The sequence below is a fragment of the Anaerobacillus alkaliphilus genome (assembly GCF_004116265.1).
In the GTDB taxonomy this organism is placed as follows: domain Bacteria; phylum Bacillota; class Bacilli; order Bacillales; family Anaerobacillaceae; genus Anaerobacillus; species Anaerobacillus alkaliphilus.
Map to the genome: position 1 here is coordinate 948,438 of NZ_QOUX01000046.1, position 17,414 is coordinate 965,851.

20 protein-coding genes are annotated in these 17,414 nt (G+C 35.4%); 4 read left to right on the forward strand and 16 right to left on the reverse strand.

Going from position 1 to position 17,414, the window contains the following annotated elements; all coding sequences use genetic code 11:
- Positions 1-289: 289 nt before the first annotated feature.
- The 10 genes from DS745_RS19795 to DS745_RS19835 all read right to left on the reverse strand — a co-directional run bounded on the left by DS745_RS19795 (position 290) and on the right by DS745_RS19835 (position 9,881).
- Positions 290-1,963, reverse strand: a complete 1,674-nt coding sequence (locus tag DS745_RS19795) for a hypothetical protein (protein WP_129079936.1) — start codon at positions 1,961-1,963, stop codon at positions 290-292.
- Positions 1,914-2,468: an RNA polymerase sigma factor gene (locus DS745_RS19800; protein ID WP_129079937.1), complete on the reverse strand. Its 555-nt coding sequence runs from the start codon at positions 2,466-2,468 to the stop codon at positions 1,914-1,916. Before DS745_RS19800 ends, DS745_RS19795 begins: the two co-directional genes overlap by 50 nt.
- Positions 2,469-2,630: 162 nt before the next feature.
- A complete protein-coding gene (locus DS745_RS19805) occupies positions 2,631-3,734 on the reverse strand; it encodes a mechanosensitive ion channel family protein (protein WP_129079938.1) in 1,104 nt (367 codons plus the stop codon).
- Between the two features lie 91 nt (positions 3,735-3,825).
- Positions 3,826-3,969, reverse strand: coding sequence for a hypothetical protein (locus DS745_RS24965; protein ID WP_196121286.1), 144 nt, complete (start codon positions 3,967-3,969; stop codon positions 3,826-3,828).
- A gap of 30 nt (positions 3,970-3,999) precedes the next feature.
- Positions 4,000-4,308 carry a hypothetical protein gene (locus tag DS745_RS19810; RefSeq protein ID WP_129079939.1) on the reverse strand — a complete coding sequence of 103 codons (309 nt, stop codon included), beginning with the start codon at positions 4,306-4,308 and terminating at the stop codon, positions 4,000-4,002.
- A gap of 123 nt (positions 4,309-4,431) precedes the next feature.
- Complete coding sequence (locus DS745_RS19815; RefSeq protein WP_129079940.1) at positions 4,432-4,890, reverse strand: hypothetical protein; 459 nt, start codon at positions 4,888-4,890, stop codon at positions 4,432-4,434.
- Positions 4,891-4,949: 59 nt separating this feature from the next.
- Positions 4,950-5,480, reverse strand: coding sequence for a GNAT family N-acetyltransferase (locus tag DS745_RS19820; RefSeq protein ID WP_129080110.1), 531 nt, complete (start codon positions 5,478-5,480; stop codon positions 4,950-4,952).
- A 110-nt stretch (positions 5,481-5,590) separates the two neighbouring features.
- Complete coding sequence (locus DS745_RS19825) at positions 5,591-6,688, reverse strand: nicotinate phosphoribosyltransferase (RefSeq protein WP_129079941.1); 1,098 nt, start codon at positions 6,686-6,688, stop codon at positions 5,591-5,593.
- 130 nt (positions 6,689-6,818) lie between these two features.
- Positions 6,819-7,007: a hypothetical protein gene (locus tag DS745_RS19830; RefSeq protein ID WP_129079942.1), complete on the reverse strand. Its 189-nt coding sequence runs from the start codon at positions 7,005-7,007 to the stop codon at positions 6,819-6,821.
- A 279-nt stretch (positions 7,008-7,286) separates the two neighbouring features.
- Positions 7,287-9,881 carry a DNA translocase FtsK gene (locus DS745_RS19835; protein WP_129079943.1) on the reverse strand — a complete coding sequence of 865 codons (2,595 nt, stop codon included), beginning with the start codon at positions 9,879-9,881 and terminating at the stop codon, positions 7,287-7,289.
- Positions 9,882-10,113: 232 nt separating this feature from the next.
- On the opposite strand from DS745_RS19835, the gene DS745_RS19840 reads away from it, so the two are divergent.
- Positions 10,114-10,566, forward strand: a complete 453-nt coding sequence (locus tag DS745_RS19840) for a GNAT family N-acetyltransferase (RefSeq protein ID WP_129079944.1) — start codon at positions 10,114-10,116, stop codon at positions 10,564-10,566.
- A 33-nt stretch (positions 10,567-10,599) separates the two neighbouring features.
- Here the strand turns inward: DS745_RS19840 and DS745_RS19845 are convergent, their stop codons facing one another.
- The 5 genes from DS745_RS19845 to DS745_RS19865 form a co-directional block, all read right to left on the reverse strand.
- Positions 10,600-10,803, reverse strand: a complete 204-nt coding sequence (locus tag DS745_RS19845) for a hypothetical protein (protein WP_129079945.1) — start codon at positions 10,801-10,803, stop codon at positions 10,600-10,602.
- A 91-nt stretch (positions 10,804-10,894) separates the two neighbouring features.
- On the reverse strand, positions 10,895-11,692 hold the full coding sequence (locus tag DS745_RS19850; protein ID WP_129079946.1) for a DUF1444 domain-containing protein: 798 nt from the start codon (positions 11,690-11,692) through the stop codon (positions 10,895-10,897).
- Positions 11,693-11,809: 117 nt separating this feature from the next.
- Positions 11,810-12,139, reverse strand: coding sequence for a thioredoxin family protein (locus DS745_RS19855; RefSeq protein WP_129079947.1), 330 nt, complete (start codon positions 12,137-12,139; stop codon positions 11,810-11,812).
- Positions 12,140-12,179: 40 nt separating this feature from the next.
- Positions 12,180-13,193 carry a PTS sugar transporter subunit IIC gene (locus DS745_RS19860; protein ID WP_129079948.1) on the reverse strand — a complete coding sequence of 338 codons (1,014 nt, stop codon included), beginning with the start codon at positions 13,191-13,193 and terminating at the stop codon, positions 12,180-12,182.
- A gap of 144 nt (positions 13,194-13,337) precedes the next feature.
- Positions 13,338-13,847 (reverse strand): hypothetical protein, encoded by a 510-nt coding sequence (locus DS745_RS19865; RefSeq protein ID WP_129079949.1) that lies wholly within the window; start codon positions 13,845-13,847, stop codon positions 13,338-13,340.
- Between the two features lie 263 nt (positions 13,848-14,110).
- Between DS745_RS19865 and phnD the strand changes: the two genes are divergently transcribed.
- The 3 genes from phnD to phnC all read left to right on the forward strand — a co-directional run bounded on the left by phnD (position 14,111) and on the right by phnC (position 16,747).
- A complete protein-coding gene (gene phnD / locus DS745_RS19870; protein WP_129079950.1) occupies positions 14,111-15,055 on the forward strand; it encodes a phosphate/phosphite/phosphonate ABC transporter substrate-binding protein in 945 nt (314 codons plus the stop codon).
- A 185-nt stretch (positions 15,056-15,240) separates the two neighbouring features.
- On the forward strand, positions 15,241-16,002 hold the full coding sequence (phnE, locus tag DS745_RS19875) for a phosphonate ABC transporter, permease protein PhnE (protein WP_129079951.1): 762 nt from the start codon (positions 15,241-15,243) through the stop codon (positions 16,000-16,002).
- Between the two features lie 10 nt (positions 16,003-16,012).
- The gene (gene phnC, locus DS745_RS19880) at positions 16,013-16,747 is read left to right on the forward strand and encodes a phosphonate ABC transporter ATP-binding protein (protein ID WP_129079952.1); all 735 of its coding nucleotides are present in this window, start codon (positions 16,013-16,015) and stop codon (positions 16,745-16,747) included.
- 32 nt (positions 16,748-16,779) lie between these two features.
- On the opposite strand, the gene DS745_RS19885 is transcribed toward phnC, so the two are convergent.
- Positions 16,780-17,298, reverse strand: coding sequence for a DUF84 family protein (locus tag DS745_RS19885; protein WP_129079953.1), 519 nt, complete (start codon positions 17,296-17,298; stop codon positions 16,780-16,782).
- Positions 17,299-17,414 lie beyond the last annotated feature (116 nt).

Below are 17,414 nucleotides of genomic sequence, written 5' to 3' on the forward strand. Positions count from 1 at the left end.
ATTATAACAGATATCCACGTTCATAACCACGTATCAGTTAACTTAGCGAATAGTAACAATAAATTTTATATTTCTAATGATTAAAAAATTCTTAAATATTATGCAGGATGCTTAGTTATAAAACTATATTTTTATTTTATTCTATCCATCATTTCACAATTTAATTAACATTAGTTTGAATTCCAAGGGTTAGTAAGAGATTTTTTTCTCTCCAGTATTAATTCTATGCAAGGATAAATGAATTCATTAATAAAAGGTAGCTACAAAACCTGCAGCTACCAGCTTAGAATTATGGGGAATGAACATCTCGTACAATCGCAACTAGATACCATTGCTTATCTTCCCCTTCTTCGAATACAAACCGTAGTGCTTGCCATAGCACCTCATTATCACTTGGAGCCGGAGCAAAGAATTCTACGTACCTTCCTTCAGGATAAGCTTCTGGAATATTATTAATGATCCCTCCACTTGACTTATACTCTTGGTTAAACGTTACGATTTGATAAGGAACTTTTTCCTCAATCAAATTTTGATATTCAAAATTTATGAAGATAGATTTCACAAAATCTTTTGGAGTATACTCATATTCATAGTTATCCATAGCAAAATGGTGTCCAAAAATATAAGTCTTTTCATCTGTAGCAAAAGCTGCAACTTCTTCTCTTGTAAATTTAACATCTTGTTCTTTATCTACATTAGCGAATGGGGAAAATAGCAACCCTTTGTCAGGATGAATAAATCTCATTAACAGCTCCCAAGCTTCATGTTCTAAATGAGTGAGCGCAGCACTAGCTTTCGGAATTAGCGTTGCTCTAATTGTTGACTCAGTCTTTCGGTAAATTATGTCATCGATATCATTAATTCTAATGTGACTTAGATTTCCTTCAAAGAGCAATTCATCGTTTAAATAGATTTGAACTTGATCATGGTCTAACTGTTCTCTAGCATTTGCTCCAACACCATGGATGATCAAGTTCTTTAAGCTTACTTTTTCGATGTCATTTTTGTTAACAGCCTCGTTGAGATCACCTGCTAATCGAAAAACCGTCATAGTATCCCTTTCTTCTATCTTTTCTAAAGAAATCATTGATAGGTCTATCTCTTCATCTGTTACCGCTAATTTATGAACAGCAAACAGTCGGCCTAGTACCGTTTCAATTGTTTCTAGTTGGTAATTGTATTGTTGTTGAAGAAATATCCCTCTGTGCGTTTTCATTGGGAAGTACATCATACTCGTATCTAATGGAACATTAATAAGATCGAAACCTTCTCCTTCATGAAGAAACGGTTCACCATCGCCATAAGCTGTATAGTGGGTTACTTGATCACTAAAGTTTCGAGCAAATGTATGAATACTAAAAATTCCCATACTTGCACCTGTTGATCCTCGTAAATTCATCAAGTCCTTCTTTTGAAAATATAGATGTAGATGTCCGTCTTTTATTTCGTATGACTCCAGCGGAATATCAGATCGGGCAAACTGCAAACCGTAGGCAATTCTATGATTTTGGTTAAAGTCATACTCGAAATTGACCTGCTGCAAAATATCAATTGTTGCCCTTGTACTTACCGGAATAAAATACATAACATCGTTGTCAGTCATCGCTACTTCGTAGTAATCTTCACTACTAGAAATAGTCCCATGGTAACGAAGAGTTTTATAATCATCGTTCACCTTGAGCGTTTTTTCCTGAATATTTATTTCCTCTTTGTTCTCATCTACCACTAATTTTTCGTCTTCTCCAACAACAGGGTTCTGTTCTTCATTCAGAAATAGTTGGTAAGCCCCAAATAAAACAACTAGAAATAAAGCACAGCTCGTTAAATAGGCCATAATATGTTTTCTTCCTCTTTTGCGATCTAGCTTATCGATATCTTCCATTATTTTATAATGAACGGCTTGTTTTCGTTGTTCACTCCAACGAACCTGATTTAGATCTGAAAAATTCCACTTTTTGCTCATATTCATAACCCTCCTTTATTAATCTTTCTTCAAATTCTACTAAGGCCCTTGATAAGGTTGACTTGACTTTACTTTCTGACCAGCCTAAGATTTCTGATGTTTCTTTAGTAGAAAACTCTTTAATCTTCCGTAAAATAATTACTTCACGATAAGAGGATTTTAATCTCTGTAAAATCATATAGATTTCATTTACCTCCTCTTTCATTTCTACAATATCTTGAGGTAAAGGAGTGGGGTCTGAAGCTAAGAATAAATTTTTAAAGAAAACCAATGGCTTACTTTTTCGGAAGTAGTCAACTGTCACATTATGAGCAATACGATACAGCCAAGTTTTTGGACTTGAATTATGTTGAAACATTTCATACGACTTATAGGCCTTAATGTACGTTTCATGAGTTAAATCCTCAGCCTTTTGATAATCATGAGTTAACATGTATATATAATTAAAAATAGAATGACTATGCTCGATATACCAATCATTAATATCACGTTTCTTGTTAAACATTGATTATTCCCCCTTTCATTTAGATATTCTCTATGTAGACGCAAAAGGATATAAATTCGTCGCAGTTTTGTTAAAAAAAATGAAATTATATTCAATTCTCTTTATAGTTACAGTACTTCAATTGTAAAAAAAGCCTTTGCCGCGTGCAAAGACTTTTAGAACTTAGTTTAGGTTAACTTCCTTTTCTGTGACAACTTCTTTCTTTTGAGGTTTTGATTCAACATATAATGTCCTAGTAGGGAAAGCAACTGTGACACCTTCTTTTTGCAAAATCTCTAGTATTCTAAGATTAATATCCTCTTTTACTCCTAAGTACTCTCCCCAGACCGTTGTTTTCGTAAAGAAATATAAAAATATATCCAAGCTGTTTTGATTAAATCCATCAAAACGAACAAAAATTGTTTCTTGATGGATATCTGGATGACTTCTTAAAGTTAATTCAATTTCTTTAATAACGGCTTCTAGCTTTGCTTTAGACGTTGATTTTGTTACACCTAAATGAAAGGTAATTTGTCTTTTTCCCATTTTTGTCCAATTTAATATTGCTGTGTTGGCTAAAGTAGAATTCGGCACTGTAACAACTGCTTGGCGAAACGCCCGAATTCTTGTGCTTCGAAAGCTAATTTCTTCTACAGTACCTTCTACATCTTTCGTTTTTATCCAGTCTCCTATAGTAAATGGCTTTTCAGTCATAATAATAATTCCACCAAAAAAATCTTCAATCATTTCCTGTGCAGCAAAGGCAAGCGCAAGTCCTCCTAACCCTAATCCAGCTACAAAACCATTAATATCAAAATTCCACTCTTGAGCAATTACACTTAAACTTATTGCAACAATTAAAAAACGCAGGAGTTTTGAAAGAACTGGTATTAATATTTTATCAACCTCTAAATGAAGCTTCTTACCTACCTTTTCAAAAATAGGGGATGAGGTTGATGCTAAATTATAAAGACCAGATGTAATTAAAACGATAATCAAAGTTCGATACATTTGAGTGATACGTGCTTCAAACCCATGTTCATAGGGTAGAGCATTAATTGCTAAATATAATCCAAGGAATACAAAAAACCACCTTAATGGTTTCTCAAATGCGAGGAATACATTAGTAAATAAAGCGGTAGGAGATTTTTTACTCATCCTAATTATTAATCGAAATACATATTTTGTAAAAAGCTTTCTTAGGAGAAGAAAAAACACAAAAATAAATACTGAGACTCCTATATCGACCCATATAGGAAGTGATAAAAGAATTTCTATTAACTCCATTTTCATACCTCGTTATAGTAGATTTCTTTATATTATCCGTTATTTCTTTTAAATTGGAAAGTAGAAAGGCTACCCAAGGGTAGCCTCTAAATTATGAAAAAGCTTTAATACCTAATACAAAATGAACGAAAGCAAATACAAATACCATCAAAACTAAGCCAATTAATAAGCCATTTAATGACTCTTTAACAAAAAACTTAGCTTCGTAGTTTTCCTTTTCATTAAGGTTGCTCATTTGTTTTTCACCTCTCTTTTAAGAATTGTCCTAAAAGAGATGGGTGTAATAAGTAGTATTATATTTAATTACAAGCAGTAATTGTTGTCGCTTTAATAGGTAGATTGGAGATGAAAGTAAAACCCTGCTAAAGGTAGCTTGTTGATCTATAGCCCACTGAGAAAAAATCTTATGTTGCTTAACGATTTTATCGTTATCTTCGTTTGTCAAAAGACAAATTGCGTTTTCTGTTATTGTTTCATCTAATTGAATAAGTTCGCCTTTATCCACAATCATAGTTTGGGATTGTGGAAACGAAATACCTAGTAAAATGGTAAGAAGTATAGTCAAATATTGCATTCAGATACCTCAATTACAACTCAAATTATGAAGCTTGAGAATACTATAAATAATTTATCATCTATTTTCAAGTAGTTTTTATTAACCCCAAAAAGAAGCACTGCTTTGCAATGCTTCTTTCTACTATGCCGTCAATAACGACAATGCTACGATTGATATAATTGGAATAGCAGTAATCAGCCCTAACCCAATAAAAACTAATGTATTCACAAAACTCCTACTCATTTGATCAATTCCTGGTAAACTAATGATCTGTCCCCTAAGTCGAAACAAATTAATAATACCAAAGAAAAGAATAATAAGAACTAAACCTAGTTGCAAAATAATGTCATAAATACCTGATCCAGAGGCTACACTTTCCATTTGAATAAAACCTGCAACAATAAAAATTATCGGAATAGTCTCGATTAAAGCTACTCGAAGGAAGAAATGCCCCATTTCTTTTTGGAAGCCTGATTGATCGACTTGTTCTCCATTCTGAATTTTGCTCGAAACAACATTCAACATTTGTCTAAATGAGATATAAATTCCGATGACAGCAATATAGGCTGCTAACACAAATAACCAACCGACATAATTCATCCTAACATCCCCTTTCCTAGTTATATTATTTCCCTTTTGGAGTAGAAATTAACAAAATGCTATTCAGGAGGAATAAAGCCATATACATTGGTATCATTAGCGACACCATTTTGATACATATATTTCTTTAATACACCTTCCTTTATAAATCCTAAACCTTCCAACAGATTATTGGAGGCAATATTATCTAAGAATACTACAGCGCCAATTCGTGTTAAGCCTAAATCTTTCGTGCCATAAGTGAGAACTGCTCGAATAGCTTCTTTTGCGTACCCTTTTCTCCAGTGACTCGGATGAAGTTCGTAGCCCAACTCTGCTCTTTTATGTTTCCGTGAAAGAGCATTAAAGCCAATCGTTCCTAAGAATTCTTTTGTATCTCTACATTCAATTCCCCATCGAATCCCACGTTGTTCCTGATAACTTTTCGCAAAAAACTCAATGAATTGCTTTGCCTCTTCAACTGTATGTATTGAATTTTGACCATAGAATTTTGTTACCTCTTCGTTGGAGAAGCAACTATATATCCCGTTTACATCAGCATTCGTAATTTCTCTTAGGATAAGTCTTTCGGTTTCTAATGTTGGAAACATCATTTTCACTCCTCTCACCTCTAATATAGAACTATTCTTCATAAAGTATGAATACCCTTTTTCAGATTTCAAAATGAAAAAACACAAGTCATAGAACTTGTGTTTCATTTTTAGTCTATTTTCTCTAGACGTGGATTTGATCGATACTTTCGACCTGTTTTTGCTTGGTGTTGCCCATTTAAACGTACATTATCTCCAGTAAAGCCTATATGTATTTTTAACAAGCTGCTACCAACACCATAAATATCAACTGGTACCCCTCTTTTTTCATACTCTTCAATACGGTTAGCATCGAAACCACCTGAGCCAATAATTTTCACATGCCCAAACCCTTCATTGTCTAAAGCCTCTCTTAAGGCAAAAATAAGCTCGGGGTTTGCGCCACGAGGATCAAACGAGCCTAGTACATCAGGATTCCTAAAAAAGTATTGGTCAACCATTGTTTTTGATGTATCAATTCTAACACCTTTTAATTCATTTCCAAATTCACGAGCAACTTTAAGAGCATCAGTGATGACATCATTATTGTAGTCAACAAGAGCCATAAGGTCATCTTCTGGAAATGTTTCTTTATAAGCATGTGTTGCTGCCACTACATCGCCTTCAAATAATTGTATTAAGGCATGTGGCATTGTTCCCATACCCTTTTTTCCCCACCATTCATTCATGGCATGAGTTGCTTGGGCAGTAGAGCCTCCAATGTAAGCTGCATAGCCATCTCCAGCTTGTTGAGTAAAGTGATCATCACGATCTCCCATAAATATTACGGGCTTCTTCACGCCAGATAAACTAGCTGCTTTCACTACATTGTATACATTTGTTGCTACTGATGTACGTCTAGCTAGAATTCCATCTATAATTCCTTCTAAATAACCGAAGTTTTGATAAGGACCTGTAATTGTTAACACCGTTTCAAACGGAACAATTTTATCGCCATCTTTTAATGAATAAATCTCTAAATCATTTGGATTACTAGCAAACGTCTTAATAAGTGCAATTACTTCATCCGTTCCACAAAGGATTGCGTCGGTTTTTTGAAAAAATTGCATCGTAACAATATTATCTTTCTTGAACCGTTCAACGATTTCCTTAGTCTTAAGAAAGTATACAGCTGAAAACCAACCTTCACTAATTCTTTCATCGAACTTAAATGTTTGATTTGTTAACCTCTTAATTTTTCCTTCTAACTTTAACTTGATCTCTTTCATAACGATACTCCTTGTTGTGTAACGATATTTTCCTTTATATAAGAGCCTCTTCAGCGAGGCAAAATCCTTATGTAAATGTTAGAATGCCCGTGACGGACAAATCTCCTGTCACGGGCAATGTAAAGACAATTTAATGAAAAAGAATCCCTTTATGCTGCTCAAGTATTGCCGCTTCAATAATTTCTTTCACGTCAGACTCGTTTAAATTGGTAAATCCATGCTTTAATACGATAAGCATGTTTAGCTCTTCGTCCGTCAATAAGGAAAGCCATTGAGGAGAAATAGATTTTACTAAGCTTGATAATTGAATCTCTTGCATCGTGACCACTCCTTAATGATAAAGTATGGTATAGCTAGACTCATATAACAGAAAAACTTAAAGTAAAAACTTGCCTTTCTCACTTACATCCCTTATTCAATTATTACCAATAAAACACCAACATATTAATCATATAGAACCTTTTTACAGAAAACAAGGTAAAAATATTTGTAGACATACCTTATTTCATTCTATTTTAAACGTAATAGTTTAGAATGTAAAATAGAATAAGTTAGTAATTTAGATCGCACTTACAACTTACTACTTCGACAAGATTATTTACATTCTATCAGAAAGCTCTTCCTCAGAGATAAGAACATTTCTTGGTTTTGAACCCATTGCCTCAGAAATAATTCCTCTAGCCTCCATCATATCGATAAGGCGAGCAGCTCGATTAAAACCAATCCGATATCTTCTTTGTAGACTTGAGGAAGATGCACCACCTTGCTCTAAAACATAGTAGCAAGCTTCTTCAAACAAATCATCCTCTTGATCAACTACAGTTTCATAGCTTTTAATGAGACTTTCTTTATCAAAAAGAAAGTTAGGTTTTCGTTGCGCTTTAACTAATGCAACTACTCGATCAATTTCTTCATCTGAGACATAGTTTCCTTGTACTCGAACAGGTTTGGACGAACCATTTTCAAATAACAGCATATCACCTTTGCCTAACAACCTTTCGGCACCGCCTGAGTCAATAATCGTTCGAGAGTCAGCCTGAGAAGACACAGAAAAGGCAATTCGTGTAGGAATATTCGCTTTAATTAATCCTGTAATAACATCAACAGATGGTCTTTGAGTAGCAAGAAGCAAGTGGATCCCACAAGCTCTAGCTTTTTGAGCAATACGGCAAATGGCTTCCTCCACATCATGAGGGGAGACCATCATTAAATCCGCTAACTCATCAATGACAATGACAATATACGGCATTGCAGGTGTTGGGTCACCATCGATTTTCATAACCTCATTATATCGTTTGATATCTCTAACGCCATTTTGAACAAATAGTTCGTATCTACGTTCCATTTCTTCAACGGCCCATTTTAGTGCAATTGTTGCTTGCTTAGCATCGGTAATTACTGGAGTTACCAGATGTGGAATATCATTATATGGAGCGAGCTCGACCATTTTCGGATCGACAAGCATTAGTTTTACTTCCTCCGGAGTTGCCTTAAACATTATGCTGACTAGAATGGAATTAATACAGACACTTTTCCCCGAGCCAGTAGCACCAGCAATTAATCCATGTGGCATCTTTTGAATATCAGTGACGATCGGCTTTCCTTCAATATCTAACCCGAGCGCAACTGTTAGAGGAGATGGACTTTTTTGAAACTCAGAGCTACGTAAGATTTCTCTGATCACAACTGGATCACTCACATCATTAGGAACTTCAATCCCAATTGCGTTCTTACCCGGAATAGGTGCCTCCATCCGAATATCCTTTGCAGCTAAACTAAGTTTAATGTCATCCTGTAACCCTGTTACCTTGCTTACCTTCACCCCTGGCTCTGGCTGAATTTCAAAGCGAGTAACGGAAGGCCCTCTAGTTACACCAACAACCTTTGCTTGAACATTAAAATTGGCTAAAGTAACTTCAAGTGTATCTTTTTTTTCATCAAGCCACTTATGACTGTTCTCAGGCTGCCTTGGAGGTATATTTAATAGTTGTAGAGTAGGAAATTGGTACGTCTTCTCAGGTATTGCTTCTGTTCTTTTTTGTGCTAGGCGATCCTTATGAAACATTAATACATTAAAAGGGACAACTGTTTTTCTTGGAACATCCTTGTCATCTTTTGTAGTTTCATTGTTATTTATATTCAACTTCAACGGTAATTGTTCAAGCTCCTCCCTATCTTGGGCAGTAGTTTCTTCACTTACCTCAGTAAATGCTGCTGCAATCTCTTCATGAGTCTCATTTATCGATTGCACCATCAGTTCTTCAAAATCTTCAATTGCAGTAGGAGAGGGTTCTTCAGTTACATATTCCTCGTGTGTTAGAAGGCAATTGTCCGAATTTACTACTCGTTCTATTCCTTCTAAAGAGTCATTATAGCCCTCGTCCTCATTGGAGTTTTCGTCCCAAATATCTTCCTCTTCATAAACGTGCAGTTCAAGTTCATGGTTTAGTTCATTAATCGTTTCTTGTAAACCATTGTCCTCTTGGTCAATTTGCTCTACTAAGTTATCTCGTGCATGATCCAAATCAGAGACGATAAAGTTATCTTTTCTATATAATTCATTTACAGCGCCAGCTTCTAAAGTTTCATCAGTCAAAGTTGTAAACTCTACTCCATTGATCTGCATAGCAGGCATAGGTATCAGTAATTTAGAAAAATCATCTCGATTGAGTTCTACTATCTTTTCGTCAAGTTCAATTGGGATATTCAAGGTTTCATTGGGAACATCATCATCTGTCAATACTGACCTATTCGACCCTGGCGGTTTACCAAACGCATATATTGGTGAGGGAATATTTGTCGCCTTGAAGTTAACTCCCTGAAACTTCTTCCGTACCTTTTCCTGAACTGGACTAACTTCAGCATTATCTTCAGATTTTACTCGTTTTTGCTCTTTTGATTTTTCCAATGGTGTTACTTTTTTCTGTTTATTAGAAACTTGCTCTTGATTTCTCTGAAAAACCTGGTTAGTTGTTGGCTTTGCTTTAGTAACAGAAGGTTCATCCGCAATCATCGGAAAGCGAAATTTACCTTCCTTAGGATACTGATGAATCATTTTTGCTTCTGTTTCTGCCTCAGACCTAATTCTCCCATAATATTTCTTTCGTTCTTCACGAGTATGTATATGTTCCTCTTCTTGCCCGAATAAAAAAGAATGAATTTTTTTATAGGCTATTTTTAATCGTTTGTACATGAAATCACCTTTTCTCTGATATGAATGCGGAAGTAATTGTATTATGCTTATCAAGGATGAATTTCCTATCTGCTAGTTTAATAATAACGTAAAAAAGGAAAAAACCACTAGTTTTTTCTAGGAACAAATGGAGATTGTGAAAAAATACCTAAAATTACATTCTAGTAGGAATTTTTAATATTTTTAGCGAATTTACCACTAAACATTATTTATTAAGAATAGGACGTGCAAGATGAGTCAATTTATCATTAGACAAGTAGTCAAAGAGGATGCAAAAGATTTAGTTCAATTAATGAAAAACTACATTGTTGATTTTTATCAAAAACCTGAGCCAAAAGAAGAAGATGTTGAGGCTTTAATACACCGATTAATTATGGAGCCTTCTAGTGGCATTCAGTTTGTAGCCGAAAAAGAAGAAAAATTAGTAGGTTTTGCTACGCTCTACTTTTCATTTAGTACACTGCAATTGAAGAAGGTTGCAATTCTAAATGACATGTTTATCAATGAGGATGCTAGAGGAGAAAAGATAGGTGAACAACTTTTTCAAACTAGCTTATCCTATATAAGAGAAAATGACTTTGCTTATATGACATGGGAAACAGCCAAAGACAATTTAATCGCTCAATCACTTTACAACAAGATGGGCGGAAAAATATCTGAATGGCTGGTTTATGAGATGAGCTAAAACGAGCCCAATTTAGGGCTCGTTTCTTTTCTGCTATTCTTGGTCAAAATATTCCTTAAACTTTTTTGTTTCTTTCTTACTTTCAATTTGAAAATATGGATTATCCTCTGTGACATCTTTTGGGTCTAAGTTTGTTTTCATGACTAAAAACGGGCTATCTGTAGGTTCGACTATGACGCGATCAGATAATTTCTCGAAGTCAGGCATGTTATCATTTCCTGGGTTTGTCTTTTCCATCATTACACCTCCCTCTCCATTAGAGTGTGATTTCCTGATGGAATTATCACAAAAACAAAAAAATGGTGAGCATCACTCACCATTTTTAAAATCATTGTTTAGGTTTTCTTTGAGCAAGGATAAACACTGGTTCAAACTTGTCATTTTCATAAATAAAAGGTAGAGCCGTAATTGGAGTTCTGCCATTCGTGAAAAATGAGAAAACCATTTGTCCAAGCACGTCATAACCAGTTTCATTAACAATATCTGCAATAATTAATACGTCTTGGTGCGGAACTGCAAGGGCGAGTTCACCTTCTGCTGTTTTGGCATATTGTTTTAATAGTTGTTCATTTAAAATCTTACTTGCATCATAACCGTCATTGGTATTTATAAAGTAGTAAGTATTCCCTGCAACAACATCTTTCTTGGCTTCTGTTTTAAGTGAACGAAGATTAAACATCGCCATTTCCTTAATTTTGGCTGGATCAAGCTGCTCACTTTCAACTATTTCTCTAGTCAATAAAGTAAAGGTTGTTCCACGATCTATTGCATAATAGACTCTAGTTTCGGCAGTATGTTCCTCAAATAATAACTCTTTTCCATCTCCCGAAAGTGTCGTAAAAGAAGTTGACCGAAGAACCGGAAAAATGGCCTTCTCATTGCCCTTTAATGTAAATGGTGTAGCCATTGCTTGTAATGCAGATTCAACATAGTGAACCGCCTCATCAATGGCAGTTTCTTTTTTCTCCGACCATTTTGCCGCTAATTTTGAGATAGAAAGGGTAACACCTTTGTTCACATTGATATCATCTATTCTTAATTTTTGTTCATCTCTATCATAGGAAATTCGACGTTGTGGTTGCTGCAATCGTTTTTCTAATTCTCGTTTTATCTCTAATGGCTTCATAAAATAAGCCTCCTTTTCTAATTCACCTTATCATTTTAACATGTTATACATCTTGATCAAAAAATAATGCTTCTATATAAAAAAGTAGTCACCCAAGTGACTACCTGCTTCTCAACTTTATTTTGATAACTTATCAAAAGTGTCTTGCAAAAATTTCTCAATTTCCTCTTTCGTTTTACGATCCTTACTAACAAAGCGATCAATTTCTTCGCCATTGTGATATGCGATAAAACTTGGAATTCCAAATACCTCTAATTCTACGCATAAGTCAATCAGCTTATCTCGATCCGCATAATAGAAAGTAAATTGTGAAAATTTTTCTTCAATTTCTGGTAATACAGGTTGAATTACGACACAATCTGGGCACCAGTTTGCTGAGAACATCACGACAGAAAGACCTGTTTGTAGTTGACTCTTATACATATCTTTGGACTCTAGTACTTTCATTAATTTCCCCCACCATCTCTTTTATTTTTCATCACCAAAATTATTGATCGATCTTCATATCTCCAAATTTTATTAGACCAACTTTTCTTAGGATCTCTGACAAAATTAAGCTTATCACAGCTGGACCCACAAAATGCAGTAGGAAAACTTTCATAAAGACGTCGCCAGTAAAGCCCATAACGGTAAAAGTCATAATCTGCCCTACAAAACCACTTGTTCCCATTCCAGCACCCGCAGGATTATTAACCATTTGAAAAAAAATCGTTGCAAACGGTGCAAGAACCATTCCGGCGACGGTAGGCGGAATTAAAATAAATGGATTCTTTACAATATTAGGTACTTGAAGCATAGATGTTCCAATCCCTTGGGCAATAAAGCCTGAGAAACCATTTTCACGATAACTACTAGTTGCAAAGCCAATCATTTGTGCAGCACAACCTACTGTTGCAGCCCCCGCAGCTATTCCCTCTAACCCAAGCATAAACGCAATCGCTGCACTTGATATCGGTGCCGTTAATGCTAAGCCCATAAAAAGAGCAACCAAAATGCCCATTAGAAGCGGTTGAAGATCTACTGACCACATAATTAATGCACCAAACTCTTCAATACCTCTAGAAATTACAGGACCAATTGTGTTTGCTACGACATAACCAGTAAAAATCGTTACAAACGGTGTAACAATGATGTCTAATTTCGTCTCTTTAGAAACTAACTTCCCAATTTCAGTAGCTAAAACAGTAGCAACGAATGCACCAGCTGGTCCTCCAAGTATTGCACCGGCTGAGCCTACTACAACCGCAGGAAATAGAACAAGCCTTGGTGCGTTTAAACCAAAAGCTACCGCTACTCCAATTGCTGGACCCATTAAATCCATAGCCAATTGTCCCATCGGTACAAACCATTGCTCTAAAAACCAAATTTGCTGTCCAGCTGTACGGATAATTAAACCAATGATTAGAGAGGAAAAAAGCCCCAATGCCATAAAACTTAAAGCTGTAACAAAATAGGTCCTTAATGATAGGTCTACACCTTTTTTATGTAAAAAACTTCGCAAGTGAACACACCTTCCTAATTAATATTACAATCATTATTTACCATTCTATCTTATTTAATTAATTTACATATGACAAGTTAAATGTATATACAGCTATAATAAAAAAGAGGATGTCTATACCAACTTGGCTAAGACATCCTATTCCTAATATTTAATTGACTTAATAATATCTAACAACGTATCCACACTGTTCTTAAAATCCCCGATTTCTGTAACGGTTGTCCCTTTTTCGCCACCTATACCTACGATTACTTTATATTTACCATCCTCAAAAGGAGAAACTATAATATAACTAAATAAACCGTCTATCTCTTGTTTTTCTATTAGTATTGCTTTTTCTTCTACTAACTTATCTTGTTCAAAGTTTACTTGACTAAGCGAGCCTTCTGCTGGATTAGAGAAGATTAAGAATAACTGGTCACCTTTCGATAAAATTAAGTTATTCTCTGTTATTTCTTCCACTTGTAAATCTGCAGGAAGATAATAGCTAAATAAATCGGTTGTTTGATTTTGCTCTTTTGCTTCTTCCGACACTCCAACTTCAAATGATGCTTTCGCTAATTCAATCGCTTGTTCTTTGCTTACACTACAACCAGTGATAAGAACTATAACTAATAAAAGCATTAATTTGTTTATAACGAACTTTAGTTTCATTCCTTCACCTCCTCTGGTGATTTCTATAAACTTTTCTCTATATGATTTAAACGGATTTGCACTTATTTACTATAATCATACATCACCTAGGAATAGGTGACAAGCATTGATACTATTCAATTTTCAGCTGTACCAGAGTATTTTTTAGAAAAAATACTTTTAATTCCCAACAATAAATATTAGATTTCATATAATAATTATGGTAAGTTAATAATAATTTGTTATTATACAAATTACTATTAATTATTGAGGTGGAGAAAGAGATGAAAAAGGGTTTACTGATGATGCTTTTGGCTCTCATTCTAGTTATCGCAGCATGTGGCGGTCAAACAGAAGAAAGCAAAGAGAAAACAAAAGAAGGCACGCTAACAGAGGGATCAGAAGCTACTGAAGAAACTAGCGAGCTAGTAATTGGTCTTATTCCTTCGCAATCTGAAGGTGAAATGGAAACTGCTATGGATAAACTTCAAGCAGAATTAGAGGAAAAACTAGGGAGACCGGTAAAAATTGACCATTATCCAGCCTATAACGGTGTTGTTGAAGCTTTAAACTACGGACATATCGATATGGCTTACTTTGGTCCACTAACATATGTAATAGCACATGAACGCAGTGGAGCTCAAGCCATTATTACACAGCTTGTAAATGGAGAGCCTTACTATCATTCTTATTTTATTACAAAGGCTGATGCACCTTGGGAAACACTTGACGAATTATTGGAGGACAAAGAAAATGTTAGCTTAGCTTTCGGAAGTCCTTCTTCTACATCAGGTTCTTTAATTCCCGGTGTTGAGTTGAAAGAACGAGGTGTTTTCCGTTCTGAAGATGATCATGACTTTGCACAAGTAACTTATACTGGTAGTCATGATATTACAGCACAATCAGTTCTAAATGGTAGTGTTCTTGTAGGAGCTATTGACAGTGCTATTTTTGAAGCGCAAATTCGCTCTGGAAAACTTAATGCAGATGATTTTAAAATCGTTTGGAAATCAGAAAGAATTTTCCAATATCCATGGGCTGTAAAACCTAACATGGATACAGCGACGATTACTGCACTTCAAGAAGCATTTGTTAGTATTACAGATGAAGATATATTAAATGCTTTTGGTGCGACTGCTTTTACAACAGCAACAAATGAGGATTACGATGCAATTCGTAATGCGGCGATTATAGATGGTAGGATGGATGATGATTTAGGTGGAAAATAGGAAGTAAAACCTATGAAGTGTTATACTGAAGAGGAGCGCTTTGGCGTTCCTCTTTTAACTTTATTGTTCACTGAATTTCATCATTCATTGGATCGCCATTAAGGTAAATATGAAATTCATTCAGTTACACTCGAATTTTGAGTTTAAAGCTATTCAACTATTTTAACATTAGGGGAGAACAATCTATGGTCTGGTTTAAACCTAGATACATTTTTTTCGGAATTATTTTTGCATTACTCATATGGTATAGTATGGAACTTACACAATTTCAATTTGAAAAGTTTAAAAATGTTCCTAATATGTTTTATTTTATTAGAGATCAGTTTTTCCCTCCAAACTGGACAATTCTGCCAAGGCTAATCGATGCATCGTTTGTAACTCTGGCTATGGCTTTTTTGGGAACTGTTTTTGCATTAATTTTTGCTATTCCACTTAGTTTTATGGCTGCAAGGAATACGAGTCGACACCCACTATTTTGTTGGTTTAACCGTTCGATGCTCAGTGGACTTCGCTCTATCCCTGAAATTGTATTTGGCTTAATTTTTGTTGTTTCGCTTGGACTAGGTCCTTTCCCAGCCGTGCTCGCTATCATGTTACATAATATTGGGGTGCTAGGAAAGTTAATCTCTGAGCTTATTGAATCAGCAGAAATCGGACCACAAGAAGCTATGAAATCGGTTGGTGCTACAAGATGGATTGCTGTTTTATTTTCAATTCTTCCGCAAATATGGCCAAATGTTCTTAGTCATTTTTTTTACCGTTTTGAAGTTGCTATCCGAACATCATTAATCTTAGGCTTTATCGGCGCTGGTGGAATAGGGCAACAACTGTTTAATCATTTTCAAACCTTCCAATACAAGTCGGTAGCCATGGATATTTTCGTCATCATTGTGTTAGTCATCGTTGTAGATTTTATCGGTGGAAAAATTCGAGAAAGGGTTATTTGAGGTGATTGAAATGTTACAAGTAAACGAACTATATGTAAAATACCCAAAAGCCAAGGAACATGCCCTTTCAAACATCAACATTTCTTTTCAAAAAGGAGAATTCATCTGTATTCTTGGAAAGAGTGGCGCTGGAAAATCAACATTTATTCGTTGTTTAAATGGATTACAGCGTCCAACTACAGGGGCAGTCATTTGGAATGACAAAGACCTTTCTCGCCTAAAAGAGGGACAACTTAGAAAAGTTCGTGTAGAAATGGGAATGATTTTTCAGCATTTCAACCTTATCCCCCGTCTTAGTGTCTTTCAAAATGTATTAACCGGGATGTTTGGAAAGCGTTCACCTTGGAAGAATTTGTTCGGAATTTTTTCACAAGAGGAAAAAAAGTTGGCAATCAGCATGATAGAACATGTTGACTTAGTCGGACATAAAGACAAACGCGTAGAAGCGCTAAGTGGTGGGCAGAAACAACGAGTAGCGATCGCTCGTGCGTTACTTCAAAATCCCAAAGTATTTTTAGGAGATGAGCCTGTTGCTAGTCTTGATCCTGGTACAGCTAACCGTATTTTCTCATTGCTACAGTCTCTTCATAATGAGTATGACTTACTTACGGTTATCAATGTACATGATGTCGTATTGGCTAAACAATATGCCACTAGAATTATTGCCTTAAAAGAAGGAAAAGTAATTTTTGATGATCTTCCTGAAAAATTTACTGATGAAGTTTATGACTTAGTATATAAATAATAGCTAGGCTTGAATTTATTCAAGCCTAGCTATTATTTTACGTTCACCGCGTTATGAAAGTCATATTGACCAATAAGCACTTTAATAACATGAGCGAACATTTCATCTCTATTCAATCGCCCATTTGTAATAATCCCCATTGCACCTTCCTTTTTACTTACACCGTTTCTCTTGGTGTACACATCCATTGCTTGCCCTAATGTTTTGCCATGATTGATCTCAGCTGAAACTTCACCTGGAAGAACTGCTCTAGCACCACTAGCGATAAATACGTTCCCTTTGTAATCTACGAGCGCTCCCCAATTAATAACCATTAACCCATATTCAGTTTCAGTCACTCCACCTTCAAGACCGATCGCAAAATCAACATTTACTGATTTTAAACAAGCCTTTGCACGATTAACGGCTCCTCTAATTGTTTCTTCATCTCCGAACGGTTGCTCGCTTACTTCTGAAGGCACGTCCAACGCTACGATCTCAAATGAACTTCCTAGGACACCCTCTACTGCAGCAACCTTTGTAGGGTTTTTTGAACCAATTGCTACTCTCATCTAAACCTCCCATTTGTTCGATATTTTTATTTAAAAAACAGACTCGGCTTGTTTCCGAGTCTGTTCCGCAATTTTACTATGTGGGTTTGTACTAGATGTATAATACCATCTATAAA